We start from the raw sequence: 21,532 nt of genomic DNA, 5'->3' as shown, positions 1-21,532 counted from the left end.
AAGGAATCAAATGAGTTTTGAGAAAGTAAGAGAAAGTCTAGCTAGTGATTTAGAGGAAATAAAGTCGGCAGGTCTTTGGAAAAGTGAAAGGAACATTAACTCAAATCAAGCAAATCATATTTCGCTTGAGGATGGCCAGCATGTAACCAATATGTGTGCCAACAATTATTTAGGGTTAGCCAATGACAAAAGAATTATCCAAGCAGCCAAAGATAGTTATGATCATTGGGGGTATGGGCTCGCCTCAGTCAGATTCATTTGTGGTACGCAAACAATTCATAAGACACTAGAAAAAAAAGTCAGTGAATTTTTAGGGATGGAAGAAACTATTCTTTATGCTGCCTGTTTTGATGCAAATGGTGGCTTGTTCGAAACAATCCTAAGTGCTGAGGATGCGGTGATATCTGATGAATTAAATCATGCATCAATTATTGATGGCGTGAGGCTGTCAAAGGCCCAAAGATATCGATACAAGAATAATGATATGGATGACCTCAGATCAAAACTCATTGAAGCTAAAGAAAAAGGTGCACGAAGAATTCTAATCACAACAGATGGTGTATTTTCAATGGATGGAACAATCGCTCAACTGGATAAAATATGTGACCTTGCTGATGAATTTGATGCGATGGTTCATCATGATGATTGTCACGCAACTGGGTTTATGGGTAAAACAGGAAAAGGAGTTCATGAATACTGCAATGTTATTGATAGAGTTGATATCATTACTAGTACATTCGGTAAGGCTCTAGGTGGTGCATCTGGTGGTTTTACTTCTGGCAGGAAAGAAATTATTGATATGCTAAGACAACGTTCTAGACCCTATCTATTTTCAAATACATTAGCTCCCTCAATTTGTGCAGGAACACTTAAAGCGATAGAAATCTTACAATCTTCAACAAAACTAAGAGACACATTAGAGGAGAATACCCACTATTTCAGAAAAGGCATGCAAGAAGCAGGTTTTGAGGTTAATGACGGGGATCACCCTATTGTCCCTGTGATGCTGGGTGATGCAAACCTAGCTCAGACTATGAGTCAAAAGCTCCTTGAGCATGGAATTTATGCAATTGGTTTCTTCTTCCCTGTTGTACCCAAAGGTAAGGCTAGAATAAGAACGCAAATTTCTGCTGCACATACCAAAGAAGATTTAGATAAGGCGATTAATGCTTTCGCAACTATCAGAGATGAACTTCAAAATTAAATATGAAATTATCTTTTTACCTAATTACAAAATTATTAGTTTTTTTCTTTGTGTTACTTACCCTTCAAGCAAATGCGCTTCAAATTGGTGATAAAGCACCTAATTTCAAAGCTGATACGACATTAGGTAAATTAGATTTTTATGATTGGAGTCAAGATCAATGGATTATTCTTTTATCTCATCCTGGAGACTTCACACCTGTCTGCACAACTGAACTCGCAGAAGCTGCAAAATTACAACCATTACTTAAGAAAAAAAATGCAAAAATACTCACATTAAGTGCAGATTCAGTTGAAGATCACCTTGAATGGGTTGAGGTGATTAATAATTATAAAAATAAAACAACCACAACGGATGATTTAAAAAATCTTTTTCTAGGGACAGAAGGTGATACTGATGTTAATTTTCCTATTATTTCTGATCCAGATTTAGAGGTTGCAACACTTTATGGGATGTATCATCCAAAAGCATTACCAAATGCTAGTTCTTTGGGAGGTGAAAATAAGTCAACCATCAGAGCAGTGTTTATAATTGACCCTAAAAAGAATATTCAAGCGATGTTGACTTACCCTAAGAATATTGGCCGTAACTTTAGTGAAATTGTAAGAACATTAGAGGCGCTTCAAGTATCTTCAGAACTAAACGTCTCTACTCCGGCAAACTGGGAGTTTGGTGATGATGTTATTGTTTCAAATGACATTCCCGACGAGGATATAAAAGAAAAATATGAGGTTGATGAATACAATGTTTTTGAGACATTCCTAAGAACCATCAAGCAACCTGGTCATTATGATGGGAATGATGCCCGACGAAACCGCGTCAGAAACTAAACGCTAGTTATTTTTTTAAAAAACGCCATTGCCCTAGTGGCAAATTCCCTAATTTGATATCCCCAATACGCACCCTTTTAAGACTAGTGACTTTAAGGTTAACCATGGCGCACATCTTTCTAATTTGACGATTACGTCCTTCAATGAGTACAAACTTGAGTTGGTCTTCATTTTGCCAGGATACTTTTGCAGGTTTTAACTTATAACCATCTAAAGTGAGTCCATGGTTTAAAAGTCTTAAGTTTTCATCAGTTAAATTGCCCTGCACCTTCACTAGATATTCCTTTTCAACAACGACATTCTCGCCAATAATTTTTTTGGCCATCGTGCCATCTTGAGTCAGAATTAACAGTCCTGTTGAGTCAATATCTAGCCGGCCAGCAGGAGCTAAGCCCTCCCTATTAAATAAGGGATCGCGATTGTTTAACTCATTGGAGAAATAATTATCTTGATTTATTAAGTCTGAGGCAGGTTTAAATTCTTTATCGTCATCCAGGTGAGAAATATAACCCACGGGCTTATTGAGCAGAATGGTTAATTTTTTTGATTGTTTAAGCTTGCCCTTCTTATTTAGCTCAACCTTTTGTGAGCGGTAAGCCTTGGTTCCTAGCTCATTAACCACCTTTCCATCAAGCAAAACCTGGCCTTGCTTTATATATTCGTCAGCTTCTCTTCTGGAACATAAGCCAAGCTCGGATAATATTTTTGAAATACGGACTTGTTCCAAGGTATTTTTTACTTAAGTAAGGGTTTGAGATTTACTACTATTTCTTGACCAAGTTGAGTCAGACACTCACTCTGTGCTTGGACCATTTTATCAATATCCGTTGTTGAGGCTTGAGCTGTAAATGTGGATCTTTTATTTAAGATTGTTTTGTCGTTGGATTTAATTGACCACTGAGCCACCAACTGACTTTGACCATCCTGGTCAACATTTAACTCTAAAATATCAATCTTGACCTGAAAATCAACACCTGGTCTTTGTGGCCAGGGGTAACGGATCATTCTATCAGTGCCTAACTGTGAGGGAAGTGTCTTAAACAATGCTAAGGAAATATTTTGGTCTAATTTTTCTGCCCATCGATGACCGTCTATCAACTTATATTTATTTTCAGAGACAGCGACAACCATTTGAAATCGGTCTAAGTATTCCGGTAATCTAATCGGACCTAATCCAATCATGGGGCCTTCATCACCCTTTGAAGTTTGGTTGTTGTCTATTCCAACTGAGGCATCTAGCATATAGTACTCAACCGGCTTACTGCTTTTAGCACAACCTAAAATTAGAAATGTTAAACATAATAAAAAAGTATATTTAAGAAGTCTTTTAGTTAAGTATAGATTCATTTTATTCATCACCCTTACCGTAAATTATTGACTCAGGATTTCTTTCCAGCGTATCTGTTAAATTTTTAGTTGATTCAGCCGCCTCTTTAAGTGCTTCTAATGCCTGCCATAGTGGTGCTTCAGGTGACGAAAAATCCTCAAATGAGCGCACTGCGTATTGCGATTCAGATAATAGTTCAGTTGCCTTGTTTAATGTTTTTTCTAAGGAACTCAAAACAGGTTTTATCTCCCTTGAAAATTCCTGCACGACCACCCGAGTATCCTTCATTGTCCCGTTTAAATTTAACATGAGTGGTGTAAAGTTGTCGTTTAAGTTTATTAACAACTTTTCCATCTCTTTAATGGATTGATTAACCCCTTGTCGATTTTCTTTAAGTGATTTTGATGTCAAAATCACTTTTATCTCATGCATGTTGACTGCTAAATCCTCAACAATCTCTTCGAGAGGGAGTTTACCAATTCTATCTGCTACTTCCTGGGCCTCCCTTTTTAGGTCTTCAGTGACATTTGTTGTGGTAGGAAGCTCTTGTAAGTCACGAAAATTTCTTCCACTCATCACCACTTCATCCTGAGGGCTGAATTGAAACTCAATATACAATAAACCTGTCAACAAACTTTGTGTTTTTAATTGCGCTTTCAATCCCTTTTTAATAAAATTCTTTGTTGATTGATTGTGTTCATCGCCATCTTTTGATTCAAAATCAGTATCATCACCATCATCATTTATAATGTTTGAGTAATCTAACTCAATTACCACAGGCTTAACAACATCTAGCGTTTTTTCATCCAGTAAGAGCGCGACTTCCTTGACCTCGCCTATCTTTACCCCTTCAAGCTTGACTGGCGCACCTACATTTAAGCCATTTAAATTATTTTCTGTATGAAAAAATAAAACAAACTGATGATGTTTTTTAAAATAACTACCTCCACCAAACATCAAAATAGCAATAATCACAAGACCTAAGGCGGCAAGAAAAAATGAACCTATTAACGTAGGGCTTACTTGCTTACTCATTATTTTAATACTCTCATAATTTTTTACTTCTTGATAAAAATTTAATTACTCTCTCATCCTGAGATGTTTTCAATAATTTTTTTGGGTCGCCCTCAGCTATCATTGTCCTAGATTCCGGGTCAAGAAAAACCGAATTGCTCCCGATTGCAAATATACTTGCGAGCTCATGCGTCACCATCACTATAGTAGCATTTAAATTATCCCTTAAACTTAAGATCAAATCATCAAGTAATTTAGAACTTATCGGATCAAGGCCAGCGGATGGCTCATCAAAAAATAAAATTTCAGGATCTAGCGCCATCGCTCTTGCGAGCCCCGCCCTCTTTTGCATGCCGCCACTAATTTCAGATGGATAAAAATCACTAAAGCCTGACAGACCCACAAGGGAAAGCTTGTAGTCAACGATTTCTTGAATATTTTTTTTATTTAATTCGGTATGCTCAGAAATTGGTAGAGCAATATTTTCACCCAGTGTCATTGAGCTTAATAAAGCACCGCTTTGAAATAGGACACCCGTCTTATTTAATAATAATCTCTGGTTTGAAGCATTAGAGCCCCACAAATTTTCATTACCATAGTGAATGCTCCCTTTTGAAGGTGCAATCATTCCAATTAGGTGCATCATTAAGGTACTCTTACCGCAACCACTTCCGCCCATGATGACAAAGATATCGCCTTGATTGATTTTAAAATCCAAATCCCTTTGGATAATGAAATCACCATAAGCCATGGTCATTTTTTTTATCGTAATACAAGCTTGTGACATTTACTTATATTCCAAGTTGATTAAATATTATCGTGATAAGTGAATCGGAGATAACGATTAAAATAATTCCCGTAACTACTGCAGATGTCGCAGCATCGCCGACCGCTGAAGCACTTCGACCACATTGCATACCCCTTATACATCCCGAGTAGGCTATTAATATCCCAAAAATTGATGCTTTAAATAAACCAACTAGCACATCTTTAAACTGGACAGCTAATTCAGTTCTTGTCCAATACTCTGTTGAGGAAATATCAAATAAGCCGATAGCTACAGCTGCTCCTCCTAACATACCCATAAAGTCAGCATAGAGACACAGCAGTGGCATCACTAAAATGAGTGCCAACATGCGTGGCATCACTAAAAATTCCATAGGATTAAATCCCATTGTTTTTAAGGCATCTATCTCGCTATTTACGTTCATGGTACCAATCTGCGCAGCATATGAAGCACCCGTTCGTCCAGCCATGATAATGCCAACCATAAGCGCACCCATTTCACGCGTCATACCCAAGCCAACGAGATCTGCCAGATACATTTGGGCCCCAAATAATGACAATTGGAGTGCTCCTACAAATGCCAATATCAGACCAACTAAAAAACTAATTAAACTGACGATAGGTAATGAGCCAGGCCCACAGTCCTGTATATATGTCATCAAATCAACAAAACGGAAACGCCCTGTTCCTTTGATTAGAGAAAATGCGCTTTGAATAAGGTCTCCTAGAAAGGTGACTAAATTTTTAAGCTCAACTTTTGCAGCCAACAAACTTTTTCCGATTAATTCAATCAAGGATGTTTTTTTCTTTTGCTTTCTTGCCCCATCTCTCTCTGGAACAGAATAAGCAAGCGCTAGGAGCCCTTGAATACCTTTTGGAAGAGATTTAATATCAACAGTGATTTTTTTGGTCTTAGCAAAATCGATGATTAGTATTAACTGAGACATAAAAAAACTATCCCATGAGTCTAGCTTTTTCGTAGAAAATGTCAGTTTTTTAATTTTAGGATAGTCGACCAAGTTTGAAAGTAATTCTTCCACTCCCTGATTAGCCGAACCTGCCGTCCAATGACCAAAAAAATTTATCTCAAAAAGCTCTTTTTTGATAATTAACTTTATTTCATTTTTCGCAGTATTATTAATATTACGCACTCAACTATTTAGATTTTGTATTCATTATAGTAAGTTTTTGTGCTCAATCAGACAATAGTTATTACCTTCACTTGTATAAAAATCCTCTATACATTGTTTAATATCATCTTTATTGTCGACAAGCTTTATTAAATTTAAATCTTCGTCGCCAACAAGACTATTTCCTAGCAGTTGCTTTTTAATCCATGCCAATGATTCTGACCAGAAATCTTTACCGACAAGTATGATAGGAAATTGTTGAATTTTTCTTGTTTGCATCAAAGTCATCACTTCAAATAATTCATCAAGCGTTCCAAAGCCTCCCGGAAAAACGACATATGCTGATGCATACTTCACAAACATCACCTTTCTAGTAAAGAAATATTTAAAGTTAAAACTAATATCTTGGTAACTGTTTGGTGCCTGCTCATGAGGCAAGATAATATTTAGGCCAATACTGTTGGACTTCCCCTTGTAAGCTCCTTTATTGATAGCCTCCATAATTCCAGGCCCACCTCCAGAGATAATAGAAAATCCTAGGTTAGATAAATCATATGCGACCTCCTCAGCCATTAGGTAGTACTTATCTGTCGTTTTGGTTCTTGCACTTCCAAACATAGATATTGCTGGCATTATTTTTTTAAGCTCTGACGTTTCCATCAACTCTCGCATGATCTCAAGAAACTGGTCATTTTCTGGATTGTTAATATCTATTGTTTTTTTCATAAAATATTATCTTTGGTTATCTAGGTGAAAATAAATATTACAGTAATATTCATTGTTGGAGTGGTTATTGATTTTGCTGATGATATAAAAAAATGGATCTCGTAATAAAGGATCATCCATATAAATGGTGGAACAAATTAAGCTAAAATAAGAGATATGCTATCTAAATTTTAACCTTGGTTTATTTAGAATTATTTTTCTAGAAGGCTTCTAAGCATCCACGCGGTTTTTTCATGAACATTTATTCTTTGTGTCAACATATCCTCTGTTGCCTGATCACTCGCTTTTCCAACTAACTCATAAATACTGCGGATAGTCTTAATCACGGTCTCATGACCCTCAACTAAAAGCGCGATCATCTCCTCTGCCTTTGGTGGATTTGAGGGTGCATCCTTAACAGATGAATAGTGAGAAAAATCTTTATATGAGCCAATCGCAAATTGATCTAGGGCGCGAATTCTTTCTGCGATGACATCAACCGAATTCCACAACTCGGTATATTGATCCATAAACATTAAATGTAAAGTATTAAACATTGGGCCTGTCACATTCCAATGAAAATTATGCGTATTTAAATAAAGTGTATACGTATCTGCTAGAAGCTTTGAGAGGCCTTCGGCAATTTGTTGTCTATCTGAGTCATTTATACCAATGTCAATTTGTCTTTTATCATTACTCATTTAGCACTCCCTCGTAAATGTTTATTGTACTGTTAACAGAGTGGTATCAACTTTTTTAACACCTTTGATAGCCTTTGTTACTTTAATTGCTATATTAGCAGCTGATTGAGTGACTATACCCATTAAGTAAACAACTCCACTCTCGGTATAAATCCTTGTGTGTAGCTTAGATACTCCATCAGTTTCAAGAAGAGCCGTAACTACTTTGGCTGAAATTTCAACATCGTCAGCAATACCTGAAGATGTGTTGTTAGGTCCAACAGTCATTTTGTTATAAACAGTCTTCACATTCTCAATTTTCTTAACAGTTGAAATTACCTTATCAATAATTGCTTGATTGGCTGCCTGCCCTGTTACTAAAACTTTACCTTGGTAAGCATTACAACTCGCTCTAAATTCTCCCTTAATATCAGAAAAATCACTAGTACAAGTAAAGCCAATTTTCTCATCATCGTATTGTGTAGATAAATCTCTCTTATCACCGGCAGCACTTATAACTGTTGTGCATCCTTGTAAAAAAATTGAAAAAATGATGATAGAAAAAACAAGGTAACTTCTGAGTGATTTCATATTTGATGCCCTGATAGTTTAATTTGAAAAAAACTATTATACATCTTGTGAATAAATACAAAACACACACTACGTTGTTGTGTTGTTATTTATCTTCTGCATTATTGCAATTCTTTCATCTACCTTTTGATCAAGAACGAGAAAGAGAGTGGAAGCAGCAAGCAATAAAATTATACTTTTTACTAAATAATTCTTAATCATGATGCTGCCCCTTTTCTTGCTGTTTCTGTTTTTATTTTGACTTTTGATTCTCTCATTGAGATTTCTTTAATCATTGATTTTGCTTCAATTACACCTAAGGAAGAAGCTCTTTTGAACCATTGACTTGCTACCAAATCATCTTTTTGGACTCCATTTCCATCCTTATAAATTAACCCGAGGTGATAATGTGCCTGGGGTAAATCTTTTTTAGAGGCAATTTTGAAGTATTCAAATGCAACAGAGGGATTCACTGGCACCCCAAGTCCGTAATAATATAAAAATCCGAGATTGAGCTCTGCCTCAGCTATATCAGCTTCAACTGCTTTGAGATAATGTTGCCTTGCTAATACATAATCTTGAAAGGTACCTCGGCCATATTGATGCATAAGACCAAGATTAAATTCAGCTTCTAGTAAGTTTTGATTTGCTGCTTTTTGATACCAACTATAAGCCTTTTCATAGTTGAGTAATTCATCAGGACCATAATGTAAAATTTGTGCAATATTAAACTGAGCCTCTTTCATCCCTTTTTGTGCTGCTACCTCATAAAGCATTGCTGCATAAGTGAGATTTTTTTGAGTACCCAGACCATAGTGATACATTTGCGCTAAATTGTATTGAGCTTCAATAAGCCCTTCTCTTAGTTCATTACATTGATATCTATCTTGAGATACTTGCTGTCGTGATGATTTTTCAAACCAACTGAATGCATTCTTCATATTTATTGGTCTACCAAGCCCATATCTCTCCATCAAGCCAAGATTAAATTGTGCTTCAGGATTATTATTTTTTGCTGATTTATAGTAGAAGTCATAAGCCTCCTGATAACTCACCAACCTACCTTTGCCGTAGTGATGCATCAAGCCAAGACTAAAATTAGCCTCGTCTATACCTTTATTTGCGGCCTTTTTATAGAGCTCTAGCGCTTTTGCATAGTCTTTAGTTAAATTATTGCCGAAATAATACTGATTGGCTTTTTCTAATTGAGCATTGCCAATTTGATTTGTTGAGGGCGGGTTTCCAAAACCAACAAATTGACTTTCCTTAAACCATGTTTGCCAAAAGTCACCATTTTGGCAGCTCTCATTTGCGTAACCTAGAGATGAGAACATAAGTAATTGAACGAACGTTAAACATAAACTTTTTATTTTCATAACCTACCTTTTAAATATTAAATTAATATTAGGTAGACGAAAATAAGTTTAATTGTCAGGAAGTATTTTTAGAATTTAATAAACTAAACCTTTTTTAATTAGGTATTCCATGTTCGATCTGGCATCTTCATTTCCAAGCGCGGATGATTTTTTATACCACTCATATGCCTGAAGGTAGTTTTGATCGACATTTACGCCAAGTTCATACATAAGGCCTAGATTAAATCTTGCATTCGAGTTGTATTGATTTGCCAATTCTAAACAGGCATTAAAATTCAAGGTGGCATTGTGAGAGCAAAAATTATCAACTTCTACTATTGGAATATTCCTCTCATTAATTTTTGGAATATATCGTGACCAAAACCCTGTGAATCCGCCATGCTTATCGAAGTGCTCATCCCAAAATCCGTTTTCCTCAATTTCATTTTCAGCTTTAGTTTTAGTGGTATCTTTTGCAAGCACAACATGATTTAACTCCTCAGCTACAGAGACCAATCCATCATATGTTTTCTTTGAAGCATAAACAACGCCTGTTCCCAATATAACAACTAGAAATGCTTTAAATTTATTTTCAAAAAAAGATGTCCATAAATTTTTTGAAGCCATCTTATCCTTTTTCTTTTTTAAAGCCTCTTTAATATTTTGGTAAAAAGCTGGATCGTGATCAGGGATTTTGTTTTCAATTTTTTTACTCTCCTCTAACCACGCTTTCTTCAGCAAGCGTGCTTCTAATCTAACCTTCGAATCCATACCACGTACATTGATACCTTGAAGTGTATCTATCCAATTCTGTAATATTTTTTGATCTTTATTTTTCATTTTTTACTCATCAATCTCTAAACATCTCTCTAGAAAAGGCTTAAATTTTTTCCTACACTGACTCATAAACTGCCTTGTGGCCGCATAAGACCTACCGATAGTTAACCTTACTTCTTCAACATCAAAGCCTTTCAAAATATAATCCACGACTTCTGCATGTTTTGGTTCCTTATCACGAAATATTTTAAGTTGCTCTTGCACACAATCACTTCTAGTTTGGTTTTTCTCAACTGATGCTTCCTCATAAGATTGATCTCTAGCTTCATCAAGAGATACCTCTCTATTTTTAGTTAGAACCCTACCCTGATCATTAATCATATTTCTAAAAACCATATACATCCAGGTTCTTGCATACTCAATATGTTCAATTGAATCTGATTTCATATACAATTTACCAATAATAAATTTTTGAACTAGATCACTCGCATCTTCATAATCTATACCTCTTGTGACCGCAAAGCATATAAACTCTTTTCTAAAGCCATACTTTTCAAAAAGTACCAAAGCTTCATCGCTACGACCCTCCCTAAACAACTGAATAATTTCAGTTGCCTGATGTCGTTTTGATTCCTTTTCTTTTGTCATTTACTTCCTCCTGTAAGTAAACTACACCACTTTATTTAGTATTCATAGGCTTGTTGTTTTTACAATATCTTCGCATAATTCCTTTGCTTTTAATTTTGCTGCAACGTACCCATTTAGGCTGTATTCATCTGAAGGGATATCAAAATAAATTTTGTGAGGTTTAGTAACTTCAATCCTTATTGTATTGAAATATGCCATTAATGAATCAAACATCTGACCTTGAATAAAATTTCCAAGGAAGGCTATTTTCAGATTGGCAAATCCAAATATACTTATCAAATCTGTATTGATAATGGCTGGGTCCTCCCCATCTGCCTGAGGAAAATTTATTCTTAAATTAATATTTTTACCTTTAAAATCATTAAGGCGATCTTTATTATTCTTTTGAGTTGAGATAGTTGTAGCAAGAATATCTGTATCGCAATTACCAGCCTTTTTTATCCATCCAAACCGATGTCCATGGACTATGCTACCGTGTGTACTATAGCGAACTATATTATTGTACTTATCTACCTCCCAATCTTCATATGTATCGATTTCTTTTTGTTCGAATTGACTCTCTAGTTCATTAGTTTCAAGATTTTTAGCATGAATGATATTGCCCATTAAGCAAAATATTATGATTAATATAATGTTTTTTTTCATTTAGCATCTCTCCCTTTTAATTGGTGGCTAGATTTTCGCACTAGCCCGACGGCAGAAGAAAAACAGGAGGAGGTATTTCTCTGCAACAAATTTTTAAGTTATTTGACCTGAAGTGATAATGACTTTTTTATTTTCAGAATGGATTAGATAACAATCCAGGTGATATTCAATTTCTGTAATAGTCCCCTCACCCATCCTTTTAGCAATTTTTTGAAGTGATAGTCGATCAAACGTTCTGAGATATTCGGCAATGCCAATCTTTTTCTTTTCACCAAACTTAAGCAGGATATTTTGAATTCTTAATGGAATCTCTCCTGTATTAAATTTTTTTCCATCTCGCTCCATACTTCTTCCCCTATCTATAAATATTCATTAGGTAGACGATGAAATTAAAAATTGTCAGGATTTATTTAAAGAAAATTTAATTATGTTATCTTTATATTTTCATATATTTTTTATCCAAAACTATGCTCCAAGCCTTAGAATCATTTGTAAGCCAGTTAGCGGGATGGATGTGGGGAGCACCCTTACTCATTCTTTTATTTGGGACGCACATCTTCTTAACATTTCAACTCAGAGGAATTCAATTTAGAACACTTCCACTCGCTTTTAAGATTGTTTTTAGTAAATCTGATCAAGATGGCGATATTTCTCACTTTTCTACACTCATGACAGCGCTCGCAGCCACAGTTGGCATTGGTAATATTGTGGGTGTTGCAACAGCGATTACGTTAGGTGGTCCTGGTGCTATTTTTTGGATGTGGTTGACAGCTCTTTTTGGTATGTCAACAAAGTACTCAGAAGCACTATTAGCGGTTAAGTATCGTGAAAAAGGTCCCAATGGTATGAGGGGTGGCCCAATGTACTATATCGCTAAGGGGGCCGGCTTACCTTGGTTAGGTTCTGTTTTTGCTGTCTGTACCTTTTTAGCTGCTTTCGGTGCAGGTAATATGGTTCAAGCAAATGCAACCGCCTCCATTTTTCTCAATGTTTTTGATATCCCTACTATGTGGACGGGTGGTGTTTTAGCAATACTTGCTGGCCTCGTAATCGTCGGTGGCATAAAATCTATCGGTAGATTCGCCTCATTTTTTGTTCCTTTTATGATCCTACTTTATGTCGGAACAGTTTTATTTGTTTTGGTAATAAGATTTGATGAAATACCGGGTGCTTTTTCATTAATCTTTAGCCATGCATTTAATGGCCATGCAGCAACAGGTGGTTTTGTGGGAGCAACACTTGCCGCAGCCATCCGCTTTGGTGTTGCACGTGGTCTATTTTCTAATGAGGCTGGACTTGGATCAGCGCCTATTGTGGCAGCAGCAGCTAAAACGAATGATCCTGTGAGGCAGGCATTAGTCAGTATGACGGGGACATTTATTGATACGATTATTGTTTGCACACTCACAGCGTTAGTTATCTTGACTACAGACGTGTGGACAGAGGGTATCAGTGCTGCTGAATTAACTGCCAGAAGTATCGCGGTTACACTGGGTAACACAGGGGCAACTATTGTCGCTGTATGCTCTGCCCTTTTTGCTTTCTCAACGCTTATTGGCTGGAGTTATTATGGAGAGAAAGCTATTGAGTATCTATTCGGCGCTAGGGTAGTTAGTTTTTATAAAGTAATCTTTTCACTTCTTACTTCTTATATTTGTTGGTGCCACCATGAGCTTAGCCTTCGTTTGGAATTTTTCGGATGTGATGAACGGCATGATGGTTATTCCTAATTTGATTGGAATTTTATTGTTGGTAAAAATCCTTAAGTCAGAAACAAATCGGTTTTTTAAATAAGGTTTTTAAAAGGTTAAATAAAGTCTATTAAAATTTAATAACGCCTTTAGAGAGGTCAACTTCTTTGAGAAAACTCAACAAGCCAAAAACTAAAAAGGTCATGGCTAAAATAAATAAAATTGTAATCAGCTGGTCAAAATTAAAGCTGACTTCTGTCGCAATGAAAATCATCGCGATCAACACGCATACAAATAGAGCTGAAACGGTAGTTAATGCAATCGCCCAATGCGTCCACTTAGAGCGTTTAATTAAATACTCTATTTCCCTCTTATGCTCCATATTGAGTTTTTTAGGACCTTCATTTAATACTCTGTATCGATCCACAATCCTTGAAAGTCTTGTCGACATGACCGCCAAAATAGCTCCTATACCTGTCAGCAAGAAAGCAGGAGCAACGGCTAGCTGAATAACTGTAGCAACTTCAGCGAATTCAATCATGTCTTTTTATTTATTTTTAAAACTTAATTCTACCACTTAGTTTTTTGAAGTTACACTTATCTTGTTTTCATAAATATTTTTGAAATAGCCATGGGTAATAAATGAAGCAGTTATAAAGCCAGCAACAAAAATTAAAATGAAGATGATTGTTGTCTTAATATTTTTCATTACCTTTCCTTTGCTCCTTCTTTTCCATGCCTTCCACATCCAATAAAATCCTATCAAAGTTAATATAGTCGCTATCAACATGACATAGGGATTGCTTGCTATGGCGGCGCCACTCGCCCCAAAAATTAAAAATAAGAATCCATTTATATAACAAGCTGGGCACATTACATTGATTTATTTTTCATGAGTTGTAAAGATTAAATAGAGAAAGGTACCCGCTTGTGGAAGGGTAAAACCACTTTTGATGATTTTTAAAAAAGAAAAAACCACAAGCGAGATATACATTAAAGACAACTATATCGTTTGATGAGTTCATTCTTCTTTAAAACATTTCGGGTATAATCATTTCATTAAAAAAGGAGAATCGTCATGAGAAAAATTTTATCTTTGTTATTTTTATTAGGTTTTATGAGTAGTGCTTTTGCAGATGAAGAGTTTTACGGAAAAATAGAAAGCATGCCTGAGAATTCATTTGAGGGTGAATGGATCATTGATGGCAAGTCATACCAAGTTACGAGTGAAACTGAAATTGATGAAGAAGATGGTAACGCAAAGGTCGGTGCCTGCGTCGAGGTTGAGATTGATGGTGGTGAAAAAGACTCTGGTGCAGTTGAAGAGATAGATGTTAAAAAATATAGCTTCTTATGTAGCTTTTATGAATTTATTGATTAAAAATTAATTATTAGGAAGGGTAAAAATGTTATTTCATTTAGATTTTCGTGTTGAATATTCAGCCGAAATGTCACAAAACGATCTCTTTGACATATGGTCTGAAGAAGCAACTGCCGCCGTTGGTGCAAAAAAGGCTGGGGTTGTGGTTGACCTATGGAAGGCCGTTGGAGATCGCCGGGTAATTGCTATAGTAAATGTTGAAAGTATGGAAATGCTTGATCAGATTTTACTTGATCTACCCATAATGAAACGCATGGGTCAGCATGTAAAGGTAGACGTTACCGCCTTAAGAACTTATGAGGGTTTTGCCGCGGATGTGAACGAGCGCCTAACTAAATAATTTCGAGTTAATTAAATTTATTCCAAAAGTGCATTGAAAACTTTTTAAAGAAAAGTGCATTTAGTAATATTGGAAAAAAAATACCCAAGACAAGAGAAAGAATAACCCACTGGACATCACTAACAGCCATCAAGCGCATTTTTCTGTCAACTAAGCCAAGGATTAAAATAGCCATACCGAATAAGTAAGATAGGTTGGCTAGAGTGTTTGTATATTTACTCATTTGATTCTTAAAAAAATATTCTATTTTTATAATCTCACTTAATCATCAATAAAGTCAATTGTTAGAATTAATCGAGATGCTTGATCATACAATTGAGGTGAGCGATGAATAAGTCCTTTACCCTCATTCCCAAGCCACGCTTCACCCTTTAACAAGGCGACATCTCCTTGGCTTAATTGTTGAACATCAGATTCATCTTGATAAATTCCAGACTGTGAATCTGGCTTACCCTTATTGCCAATACCAAGTTTGCTTCGATCGGCATCATTATGTGATAACCATTCTGTTGCGATACCCTGGTAGGTTGTAATCAGTCGACATGGAACATTATCGACATGGAACCTTGGACACATCGCATGTTTTAGTGAGGTCAATCTCAAGCCTACGCGTTTAAGATCAAAAAGATCACAAAACATATTTACAAGCCTATGAATATCTTCAATTAAGATCATTATCATCTTTGATGAATTTAATCTTCCCTGTAAGACAGAAACAGTATCTTGAGGAGAAACAACAAGAGATATTTCCAAATCAGGGTTTGTTGAAAGAACAATATTTGAAGCCTCAAGCAACTTATCAGTTAGGCTCCGTTTCCAAACAACAATGTTTGTATTTTCTTGATAAATATCTGCGAGGACATCAACATGATTTACATCATTACCTCTCCAGAACTGATTGGATATTACTGGAACCTCAGTTGCCGTGATTAATGGTTTCATTGGATTTGTTCCCATTTATAAGTAAAAAAATATGTTTTAAGATAACTCCCCTTTTCAAAGGGGAGTTTAAAAAGCTTACTTTTTACTAAAAGGTACCGGTCATCCCAAATATCACAGCACGAGCACCTAATGGTGTTTTATCTTTTATGATTGATGTGCTCTCTCTTTGTGTTGAGTCAAGTAAATTAGTCCCCTTTACAGAGAGAATAATATTAGCTTCTACAGGAAGCGCATAACTTACATAAGCAGATATATCAGTGTAATCATCCGTCTTATATTCATTTTCAGCAAGCTTATCTTGCTCAAAAACGTGCATGACTTCTACTCCTGTATTGAACCTGTTCCATTGGTAGTTATGACCTGTTCCAATTCTCATCGCAGGCATTAATGGTAAATTACCTCCATCCCTATTTTTGCCTCGAACATAGTCACCCCAAACATCTGCAGTGTAATTTGTGGTTATTTCTCTGCTTCCCTCAAATTCATACCCATAAAAGTCTGCTGGGACACTTTGATATTGATAGACATCTAATGCCTCTTCTTCACCTTCGTGTTCATGGTATTGAACAGTGCCGGTATTGATTTCAGCAATATAGTCGTCAAAGCGGGTATAAAACGGACTAAAGGACAACTTAGTTTTTCCATCCTGCCATGAAATGATTGTATCAATTCCATTAGATTTCTCTTTCTTTAAATTCCTGTCACCTTGTTCGATGGTCTCTGTTGCATGATGCTCACCATAGATATAGAGCTCATTCATCGCAGGTGCCCTCTCTACGTGACTCACATTAACCGATAATGACCAATTTGGATTTAAATTAAAAACAGATCCTATGGATGCATTGGTAAGATTAAAGTCCTCTTCTGATGCATCAAAGGTTGTTTCACTTTCCTCACCGCCTGGTTCTGTTGCTCCATTATCACTCGTGAAACTATTAGCATCATATTTCGTATAGCCTTGCCTAAATCCAAAGCTAATAGTGTGATCAATAAACTCAAAATCTTCTAAGAAATAAATAGCGATGTCTTTATTCTGATTATTTGCAATCAAAGGTTTACCCGCATCCTTAGAAAACCTGCCCTGCCCTGCATCGATTCCAATGACACCGGGTGTGTTAAAAAATGAGTGGGCAAATTCAACTTTCCCATCAAATTGTTTATCAATATAATCTGTCCCGATTTCACCTTCAGGCTCTACTTCTTTGTGATAGTAGTCAGAAAAGGCAAACGCAAACTTAAAATTATCAATATTAGTTGCAATATCTTTTCTTTCCATTTTAAAGTCATACTTATCTACATCCATATCGATGTAAGCACCGTCCTCGAGCGGAATCCCGTATTCCATTTGGTGGTTTGAGTAAGATAAACCTGTATAGCCTTGATCGTTAATTTTAGAAATACCAACAGATCCCCCTTGGCTTTCAACATAAGAATTAACTAATGTGTCATCACCATATTTATCTCTTGGGTACTCTTCTGGCTCGGCTTCATTTAAATACTTAGACACTGACAGACCTGGAATTTTCAAGTTTTTACTGGAACGATCATAACCATCCACATGAATCATTACGTCATTGATACCGTAGTCAATTAAAAACGAACCCGCCTGCTCATTATTTGCCCCACCCGTACCTAAGTCATAGGCACCCATTAGGCCTTCGTAGTATTCACTATGAATTCTGTTATCAATAATATTAATCACACCACCCGTAGCGCCACCACCATATATAACAGCTGCAGGACCTCTTACGATTTCAATTTGCTCGGCTGCTAATGTATCAATCGCAACACTATGATCACCAGACATAGCTGAGACATCATTAATTTGAAGGCCATTATTTAAGATTTGAACACGATTATTGCTCATACCCCTTATGACAGGCCTACCGATAGCATCGCCAAAGGCAGAATTAGATACCCCTGGAGTACCATTTAACGTAGCACCAAGAGACGAGTCCCTTAGTCTACTTAATTCTTCACCATTATAAATTTGAATGGGTTTTACCATTTCATCATTCGATAACTTTAATGGGTTAGCAGTTACAGGGACTTGTTGTAATTGGACATGTCCAACCCCATCTGCATAAGCACTCGTACCAATTATTGGTAGAGCGAATAATAAATATCTTAAACGCACAGTGTTTCTCCTAAAAATAAATTTTGATTAAACTTCTTTAAATAAATTTTTAGGTTTTTAAGGGGCTCTGGATTGGTAAGCGGCAATACCAAGGGAGAATGCATCTCTTACAAGGTAATTGTCGTTAATTTGAAATGTTTGATTAAAAGAAAAATCAAAATCAGATGAAAGATTTGTCGTTTTGGCTGAATGGTCCGTGACTGTAAATGTACAATCCTCACATTCAATTAAATTATTATTTTTAACATCATCATGGTGGTCACTATCATGATGCAAATCCTCAGTGTGCTCGTTATCATGATATGGATGCTCTATATCATGCGTGAAGCCCACTTGTATATTAAATAAAAGGCTTAATAGGACAAGTATAAATGATAGGTTTTTCTTCATATTAGGTGATCTTATAATATAAAACCATTTTTTCCAAATGGTTTTATATTTCATTTAACTTTAATTTAATAAAAAAAAGTATCCTCTGAGAAATATAGTGATTTCAGGTTGTATAATTTTCCTAAATTCATAAATTTACTAAATGTATCAATGATAAAAAAAGGAAATCCACACAGCTTAAGCACCTTATTTTTCACCGAAATGTGGGAACGCTTTAGTTATTATGGAATGCGGGCGCTCCTTGTACTCTATTTAGTTAACTCACTGAACTATAGCGAATCTGATGCACTGCATATCTATGCTGTCTATACTGGCTTGGTTTACCTCACCCCCCTTATTGGTGGCTATCTTGCTGATAGGTTTCTTGGCGTCCAAAAATCAATATTTATTGGTGGCTTGACCATGATGATTGGTCATTTCCTGATGGGATTTCCTGACTATCTTTATCTAGCAATTGGAATGCTCATTATCGGAAATGGTTACTTCAAGCCCAATATTAGCTCTTTATTAGGGCGGCTATACAAATCAAATGATTTAAGACGTGATAGTGGGTTTAGTATTTTTTATGTAGGTATCAATCTAGGAGCATTTTTAGCCCCCCTTATTGTAGGTTATGTCGGGGAAACCATTAATTGGCATTATGGTTTCGCAATCGCAGGTTTTGGTATGTTCGCTGGCCTCATTCAATTCTATTATGGCCAGAATAAGATAATCAACGAGGATACAACGCATCAATCTAAAAAATTAAAGTTAGCAGATTGGGGTTTAATCTCAATCATTTCCATAATTAATATCCCACTTATCTTACTCATCCTCGAAGTAAATGAAGTGTTAAATAACTTCTTCTTTGAAATTCTTTTGACTGTCATTGTTATAATTTTTTCGTACCTCTTTACAAGAAAAAAACAGCTTTTTTCGGCAAAAGAAGATCTAAAAAAGATTATTTATATTGGCGTACTTTCAGTATTTGTTATATTTTTTTGGGTCGGGTTTGAGCAAGCAGGTGGATCGTTAACGCTCTTTGCAAACAATTCCGTTGATAGAAACTTCCTTGGATTTATTATCCCAGCTTCTTTTTTTCAATCTATCAATCCTCTAATTATTATTCTAATTGGTCCCATGATTGCAAGCTTTTGGTTAAGGGTCGATAGAAGTAAAAATAATATCAATACCCCTCAAAAAATGGGGTTAGGTTTACTCTTGCTCGCAGGTGGTTTTTTTCTTATTATGCTTGTTAACAATGCCAGTGATACATCTATTAGCCTATGGTGGCTTGTTGGGGTCTACTTTTTGCACACCTTAGGCGAGCTTTGCCTCTCCCCTATTGGTTTATCGATGGTATCCAAGGTATCCCCTAAAAAAATTGCATCCCTCATGATGGGTTTTTGGTTTTTATCATCAGCAGTTGCGAACTTTATGGCAGGCAAATTACCAGGAATTTTAGAATCTAATAATTTGGATTTATTCACATTTTTAACGGTCACATCTGTAATTGCTGGATTATTACTACTTTTAATATCTAAATTTTTGGAAAAATTAGTTAAATGAAAAAATTGTTATGCGCCATCTTTTTAGTTATTTCAAATTTTGCTTATGCCGAAGTGTGGGAATTTGATGCCGTTCTCAAAGATAAAGTGATTGGGCAACATACCTTCATTTACGAAGATGAAAAGACAGTAAGTGATGCAAACTTTAAATTTGAATACCTTTTTATGGATTTTATCTATCAACATAAATCTTCTGAAACTTGGCAAGGTAATTGTTTAAAGACAATATCAAGCAAGACAGATGATGATGGTGATATGTATGATGTCAGTGGTTACATGGAAGCTAATCAATTCATGGTCACAACTAATAATAAAACCTCAGAGCTTCCTTTATGTGTCATGACTTTTGCCTATGGTAACCCTAAAATTCTTGATCAAAAAAAACTCATGAATGCACAAAATGGTGAATATTTGGATGTCGATATTCAATTCCTAAGGGAAGAGAGTCATATGGTAAAGGGTAAAGATATTCTTACAGACTTGTGGCAGATAGAAGCAAAGAGAGACGATGGAGATTTGCTTGTTCACTTATGGTACGATAAAAACATGAACTGGGTTAGCCTTAAAAGTCAGACACCCATTGGTGATATGCAATATAAACTAAAATGAATTCACTTCTAGCTTATATACAATTTATCTTTATCGGGCTTGTTATTTATGGATCAGTTTTAACTTTTAGCGATACATCAGTCAACACAAGCATATCTGGTATTGTTGCTCCGATATTGGCCTGGTTTGCTGGCACTGGTTTAAGAGCATCATTCAATAGTGATAACAAGCAAACAAAAGGTGGTATCTTTATGGCTGTTATTCTCTTAGCTACAAGCTATGTTTGGATTAACTCAACAGGCTATTGGTTCGTTGCTCACGCAATTGAAATTTCAGGAAAAAACTTATTAATAATTAGTTTTTTTATTGGGTTTTTAAGCACAACAAAATCTATATCCGATATCAATTCTAAATCTTAGGTAATTTACTATTTACAGGCGCCTTTGAAACTTTTTCTAAAAGCATAAATAGTATTTAATTGAGAATTTGTTTTATCTACTCTATTGAATTCATGCGTCCAAAAAATATCATTCGCAAGGATGTTAATTTCAACATTATCAATTTTGATTGTTTGAATCTCTCGACCTTCGATTAAGGCATTTGTTGAAAAGTTTCTGGCTGCAAAAATATTATCTTTCTTTTTAACAAAGCTTCTTTCGAGCAAATAATCTTCTGTAAAATCACTCTTATTATCAAACCATTCTCCATCTAATCTCATACCCTCTTCATAGAGCTGAATCCCAATAACTTTTGTTGTAACTTCTTTTGAATTCGGATTTCCATCGAGGTATTTAGTCTCCTCGCCATTGCATAGCAACTCAAAATCATCGGCAAAACCCAACAATGGAAAAAATAACAATAAAATTAATATTGACTTCATATCC

General features: G+C 35.7%; 27 protein-coding genes and 1 pseudogene. 8 read left to right on the top strand and 20 right to left on the bottom strand.

Features of this window, described 5'->3' with window-relative positions; genetic code table 11:
* Positions 1–10 precede the first annotated feature (10 nt).
* Together K6112_00345 and K6112_00340 are read left to right on the top strand one after the other, a co-directional pair.
* Positions 11–1,204: a glycine C-acetyltransferase gene (locus K6112_00345; protein ID QZP17843.1), complete on the top strand. Its 1,194-nt coding sequence runs from the start codon at positions 11–13 to the stop codon at positions 1,202–1,204.
* Between the two features lie 2 nt (positions 1,205–1,206).
* The gene (locus K6112_00340; protein QZP17842.1) at positions 1,207–2,034 is read left to right on the top strand and encodes a redoxin domain-containing protein; all 828 of its coding nucleotides are present in this window, start codon (positions 1,207–1,209) and stop codon (positions 2,032–2,034) included.
* 7 nt (positions 2,035–2,041) lie between these two features.
* Here K6112_00340 and K6112_00335 read toward each other — a convergent pair whose 3' ends face one another.
* The 13 genes from K6112_00335 to K6112_00275 form a co-directional block, all read right to left on the bottom strand.
* The gene (locus K6112_00335) at positions 2,042–2,761 is read right to left on the bottom strand and encodes an rRNA pseudouridine synthase (protein QZP17841.1); all 720 of its coding nucleotides are present in this window, start codon (positions 2,759–2,761) and stop codon (positions 2,042–2,044) included.
* 8 nt (positions 2,762–2,769) lie between these two features.
* The gene (locus K6112_00330; protein QZP17840.1) at positions 2,770–3,381 is read right to left on the bottom strand and encodes a PqiC family protein; all 612 of its coding nucleotides are present in this window, start codon (positions 3,379–3,381) and stop codon (positions 2,770–2,772) included.
* Position 3,382: 1 nt separating this feature from the next.
* Positions 3,383–4,396, bottom strand: a complete 1,014-nt coding sequence (locus tag K6112_00325) for an MlaD family protein (protein ID QZP17839.1) — start codon at positions 4,394–4,396, stop codon at positions 3,383–3,385.
* Positions 4,397–4,409: 13 nt separating this feature from the next.
* Positions 4,410–5,162: an ATP-binding cassette domain-containing protein gene (locus K6112_00320; protein QZP17838.1), complete on the bottom strand. Its 753-nt coding sequence runs from the start codon at positions 5,160–5,162 to the stop codon at positions 4,410–4,412.
* A 4-nt stretch (positions 5,163–5,166) separates the two neighbouring features.
* The gene (locus K6112_00315) at positions 5,167–6,312 is read right to left on the bottom strand and encodes an ABC transporter permease (GenBank protein ID QZP17837.1); all 1,146 of its coding nucleotides are present in this window, start codon (positions 6,310–6,312) and stop codon (positions 5,167–5,169) included.
* A gap of 24 nt (positions 6,313–6,336) precedes the next feature.
* The gene (locus K6112_00310) at positions 6,337–7,017 is read right to left on the bottom strand and encodes a TIGR00730 family Rossman fold protein (protein QZP17836.1); all 681 of its coding nucleotides are present in this window, start codon (positions 7,015–7,017) and stop codon (positions 6,337–6,339) included.
* Positions 7,018–7,208: 191 nt separating this feature from the next.
* The gene (locus K6112_00305) at positions 7,209–7,697 is read right to left on the bottom strand and encodes a DNA starvation/stationary phase protection protein (protein QZP17835.1); all 489 of its coding nucleotides are present in this window, start codon (positions 7,695–7,697) and stop codon (positions 7,209–7,211) included.
* A gap of 21 nt (positions 7,698–7,718) precedes the next feature.
* Positions 7,719–8,267: a BON domain-containing protein gene (locus K6112_00300; GenBank protein QZP17834.1), complete on the bottom strand. Its 549-nt coding sequence runs from the start codon at positions 8,265–8,267 to the stop codon at positions 7,719–7,721.
* A 197-nt stretch (positions 8,268–8,464) separates the two neighbouring features.
* Positions 8,465–9,622, bottom strand: coding sequence for an SEL1-like repeat protein (locus tag K6112_00295; GenBank protein QZP17833.1), 1,158 nt, complete (start codon positions 9,620–9,622; stop codon positions 8,465–8,467).
* 75 nt (positions 9,623–9,697) lie between these two features.
* Positions 9,698–10,441 carry a hypothetical protein gene (locus K6112_00290; GenBank protein QZP17832.1) on the bottom strand — a complete coding sequence of 248 codons (744 nt, stop codon included), beginning with the start codon at positions 10,439–10,441 and terminating at the stop codon, positions 9,698–9,700.
* Between the two features lie 3 nt (positions 10,442–10,444).
* Positions 10,445–11,026, bottom strand: coding sequence for a hypothetical protein (locus K6112_00285; GenBank protein ID QZP17831.1), 582 nt, complete (start codon positions 11,024–11,026; stop codon positions 10,445–10,447).
* A 42-nt stretch (positions 11,027–11,068) separates the two neighbouring features.
* Positions 11,069–11,671 (bottom strand): hypothetical protein, encoded by a 603-nt coding sequence (locus tag K6112_00280; protein ID QZP17830.1) that lies wholly within the window; start codon positions 11,669–11,671, stop codon positions 11,069–11,071.
* 93 nt (positions 11,672–11,764) lie between these two features.
* On the bottom strand, positions 11,765–12,016 hold the full coding sequence (locus K6112_00275; GenBank protein ID QZP17829.1) for a hypothetical protein: 252 nt from the start codon (positions 12,014–12,016) through the stop codon (positions 11,765–11,767).
* Positions 12,017–12,138: 122 nt separating this feature from the next.
* On the opposite strand from K6112_00275, the pseudogene K6112_00270 reads away from it, so the two are divergent.
* A pseudogene (locus tag K6112_00270) lies at positions 12,139–13,465 on the top strand (sodium:alanine symporter family protein).
* Between the two features lie 27 nt (positions 13,466–13,492).
* Here K6112_00270 and K6112_00265 read toward each other — a convergent pair.
* Together K6112_00265 and K6112_00260 are read right to left on the bottom strand one after the other, a co-directional pair.
* Positions 13,493–13,903 (bottom strand): DUF2721 domain-containing protein, encoded by a 411-nt coding sequence (locus K6112_00265; protein ID QZP17828.1) that lies wholly within the window; start codon positions 13,901–13,903, stop codon positions 13,493–13,495.
* A 36-nt stretch (positions 13,904–13,939) separates the two neighbouring features.
* Positions 13,940–14,236: a hypothetical protein gene (locus tag K6112_00260; protein QZP17827.1), complete on the bottom strand. Its 297-nt coding sequence runs from the start codon at positions 14,234–14,236 to the stop codon at positions 13,940–13,942.
* A gap of 204 nt (positions 14,237–14,440) precedes the next feature.
* On the opposite strand from K6112_00260, the gene K6112_00255 reads away from it, so the two are divergent.
* Both K6112_00255 and K6112_00250 read left to right on the top strand, forming a co-directional pair.
* On the top strand, positions 14,441–14,743 hold the full coding sequence (locus K6112_00255) for a hypothetical protein (GenBank protein ID QZP17826.1): 303 nt from the start codon (positions 14,441–14,443) through the stop codon (positions 14,741–14,743).
* A gap of 25 nt (positions 14,744–14,768) precedes the next feature.
* Positions 14,769–15,083, top strand: coding sequence for a muconolactone Delta-isomerase family protein (locus K6112_00250; GenBank protein ID QZP17825.1), 315 nt, complete (start codon positions 14,769–14,771; stop codon positions 15,081–15,083).
* A gap of 7 nt (positions 15,084–15,090) precedes the next feature.
* Here K6112_00250 and K6112_00245 read toward each other — a convergent pair whose 3' ends face one another.
* The 4 genes from K6112_00245 to K6112_00230 form a co-directional block, all read right to left on the bottom strand.
* Positions 15,091–15,306 carry a hypothetical protein gene (locus K6112_00245; GenBank protein ID QZP17824.1) on the bottom strand — a complete coding sequence of 72 codons (216 nt, stop codon included), beginning with the start codon at positions 15,304–15,306 and terminating at the stop codon, positions 15,091–15,093.
* Positions 15,307–15,344: 38 nt separating this feature from the next.
* Positions 15,345–16,025, bottom strand: coding sequence for a DUF1826 domain-containing protein (locus K6112_00240; protein QZP17823.1), 681 nt, complete (start codon positions 16,023–16,025; stop codon positions 15,345–15,347).
* 85 nt (positions 16,026–16,110) lie between these two features.
* Positions 16,111–18,162: a TonB-dependent receptor gene (locus K6112_00235; protein ID QZP17822.1), complete on the bottom strand. Its 2,052-nt coding sequence runs from the start codon at positions 18,160–18,162 to the stop codon at positions 16,111–16,113.
* A 57-nt stretch (positions 18,163–18,219) separates the two neighbouring features.
* Positions 18,220–18,552: a hypothetical protein gene (locus K6112_00230; GenBank protein QZP17821.1), complete on the bottom strand. Its 333-nt coding sequence runs from the start codon at positions 18,550–18,552 to the stop codon at positions 18,220–18,222.
* 150 nt (positions 18,553–18,702) lie between these two features.
* On the opposite strand from K6112_00230, the gene K6112_00225 reads away from it, so the two are divergent.
* Genes K6112_00225 through K6112_00215 form a run of 3 tightly spaced genes read left to right on the top strand, consistent with a single transcriptional unit; the run spans position 18,703 to position 21,067 of the window.
* Positions 18,703–20,100, top strand: coding sequence for a peptide MFS transporter (locus K6112_00225; GenBank protein QZP17820.1), 1,398 nt, complete (start codon positions 18,703–18,705; stop codon positions 20,098–20,100).
* The gene (locus K6112_00220) at positions 20,097–20,708 is read left to right on the top strand and encodes a DUF6134 family protein (GenBank protein ID QZP17819.1); all 612 of its coding nucleotides are present in this window, start codon (positions 20,097–20,099) and stop codon (positions 20,706–20,708) included. Before K6112_00225 ends, K6112_00220 begins: the two co-directional genes overlap by 4 nt.
* Positions 20,705–21,067, top strand: coding sequence for a hypothetical protein (locus tag K6112_00215; protein QZP17818.1), 363 nt, complete (start codon positions 20,705–20,707; stop codon positions 21,065–21,067). The genes K6112_00220 and K6112_00215 overlap by 4 nt, the downstream gene beginning before the upstream one ends.
* Before the next feature lie 8 nt (positions 21,068–21,075).
* On the opposite strand, the gene K6112_00210 is transcribed toward K6112_00215, so the two are convergent.
* Positions 21,076–21,528, bottom strand: a complete 453-nt coding sequence (locus K6112_00210) for a hypothetical protein (GenBank protein QZP17817.1) — start codon at positions 21,526–21,528, stop codon at positions 21,076–21,078.
* Positions 21,529–21,532 lie beyond the last annotated feature (4 nt).

The sequence above is a fragment of the Methylophilales bacterium genome, from assembly GCA_019823025.1.
Taxonomy (GTDB): Bacteria; Pseudomonadota; Gammaproteobacteria; order Burkholderiales; family Methylophilaceae; genus BACL14.
Note: the sequence above shows the minus strand (reverse complement) of the source record. Positions and strands in the feature narration are given on the sequence as shown.

Bases quoted from the DNA above. Each gene is read 5' to 3' on its own strand.
- K6112_00345 (QZP17843.1), top strand. From the start codon at position 11: ATGAGTTTTGAGAAAGTAAGAGAAAGTCTAGCTAGTGATTTAGAGGAA.
- K6112_00340 (QZP17842.1), top strand. From the start codon at position 1,207: ATGAAATTATCTTTTTACCTAATTACAAAATTATTAGTTTTTTTCTTT.
- K6112_00330 (QZP17840.1), bottom strand. From the start codon at position 3,381: ATGAATCTATACTTAACTAAAAGACTTCTTAAATATACTTTTTTATTA.
- K6112_00325 (QZP17839.1), bottom strand. From the start codon at position 4,396: ATGAGTAAGCAAGTAAGCCCTACGTTAATAGGTTCATTTTTTCTTGCC.
- K6112_00320 (QZP17838.1), bottom strand. From the start codon at position 5,162: ATGTCACAAGCTTGTATTACGATAAAAAAAATGACCATGGCTTATGGT.
- K6112_00310 (QZP17836.1), bottom strand. From the start codon at position 7,017: ATGAAAAAAACAATAGATATTAACAATCCAGAAAATGACCAGTTTCTT.
- K6112_00305 (QZP17835.1), bottom strand. From the start codon at position 7,697: ATGAGTAATGATAAAAGACAAATTGACATTGGTATAAATGACTCAGAT.
- K6112_00300 (QZP17834.1), bottom strand. From the start codon at position 8,267: ATGAAATCACTCAGAAGTTACCTTGTTTTTTCTATCATCATTTTTTCA.
- K6112_00295 (QZP17833.1), bottom strand. From the start codon at position 9,622: ATGAAAATAAAAAGTTTATGTTTAACGTTCGTTCAATTACTTATGTTC.
- K6112_00290 (QZP17832.1), bottom strand. From the start codon at position 10,441: ATGAAAAATAAAGATCAAAAAATATTACAGAATTGGATAGATACACTT.
- K6112_00285 (QZP17831.1), bottom strand. From the start codon at position 11,026: ATGACAAAAGAAAAGGAATCAAAACGACATCAGGCAACTGAAATTATT.
- K6112_00280 (QZP17830.1), bottom strand. From the start codon at position 11,671: ATGAAAAAAAACATTATATTAATCATAATATTTTGCTTAATGGGCAAT.
- K6112_00275 (QZP17829.1), bottom strand. From the start codon at position 12,016: ATGGAGCGAGATGGAAAAAAATTTAATACAGGAGAGATTCCATTAAGA.
- K6112_00265 (QZP17828.1), bottom strand. From the start codon at position 13,903: ATGATTGAATTCGCTGAAGTTGCTACAGTTATTCAGCTAGCCGTTGCT.
- K6112_00260 (QZP17827.1), bottom strand. From the start codon at position 14,236: ATGTGCCCAGCTTGTTATATAAATGGATTCTTATTTTTAATTTTTGGG.
- K6112_00255 (QZP17826.1), top strand. From the start codon at position 14,441: ATGAGAAAAATTTTATCTTTGTTATTTTTATTAGGTTTTATGAGTAGT.
- K6112_00250 (QZP17825.1), top strand. From the start codon at position 14,769: ATGTTATTTCATTTAGATTTTCGTGTTGAATATTCAGCCGAAATGTCA.
- K6112_00245 (QZP17824.1), bottom strand. From the start codon at position 15,306: ATGAGTAAATATACAAACACTCTAGCCAACCTATCTTACTTATTCGGT.
- K6112_00240 (QZP17823.1), bottom strand. From the start codon at position 16,025: ATGAAACCATTAATCACGGCAACTGAGGTTCCAGTAATATCCAATCAG.
- K6112_00230 (QZP17821.1), bottom strand. From the start codon at position 18,552: ATGAAGAAAAACCTATCATTTATACTTGTCCTATTAAGCCTTTTATTT.
- K6112_00225 (QZP17820.1), top strand. From the start codon at position 18,703: ATGATAAAAAAAGGAAATCCACACAGCTTAAGCACCTTATTTTTCACC.
- K6112_00220 (QZP17819.1), top strand. From the start codon at position 20,097: ATGAAAAAATTGTTATGCGCCATCTTTTTAGTTATTTCAAATTTTGCT.
- K6112_00215 (QZP17818.1), top strand. From the start codon at position 20,705: ATGAATTCACTTCTAGCTTATATACAATTTATCTTTATCGGGCTTGTT.
- K6112_00210 (QZP17817.1), bottom strand. From the start codon at position 21,528: ATGAAGTCAATATTAATTTTATTGTTATTTTTTCCATTGTTGGGTTTT.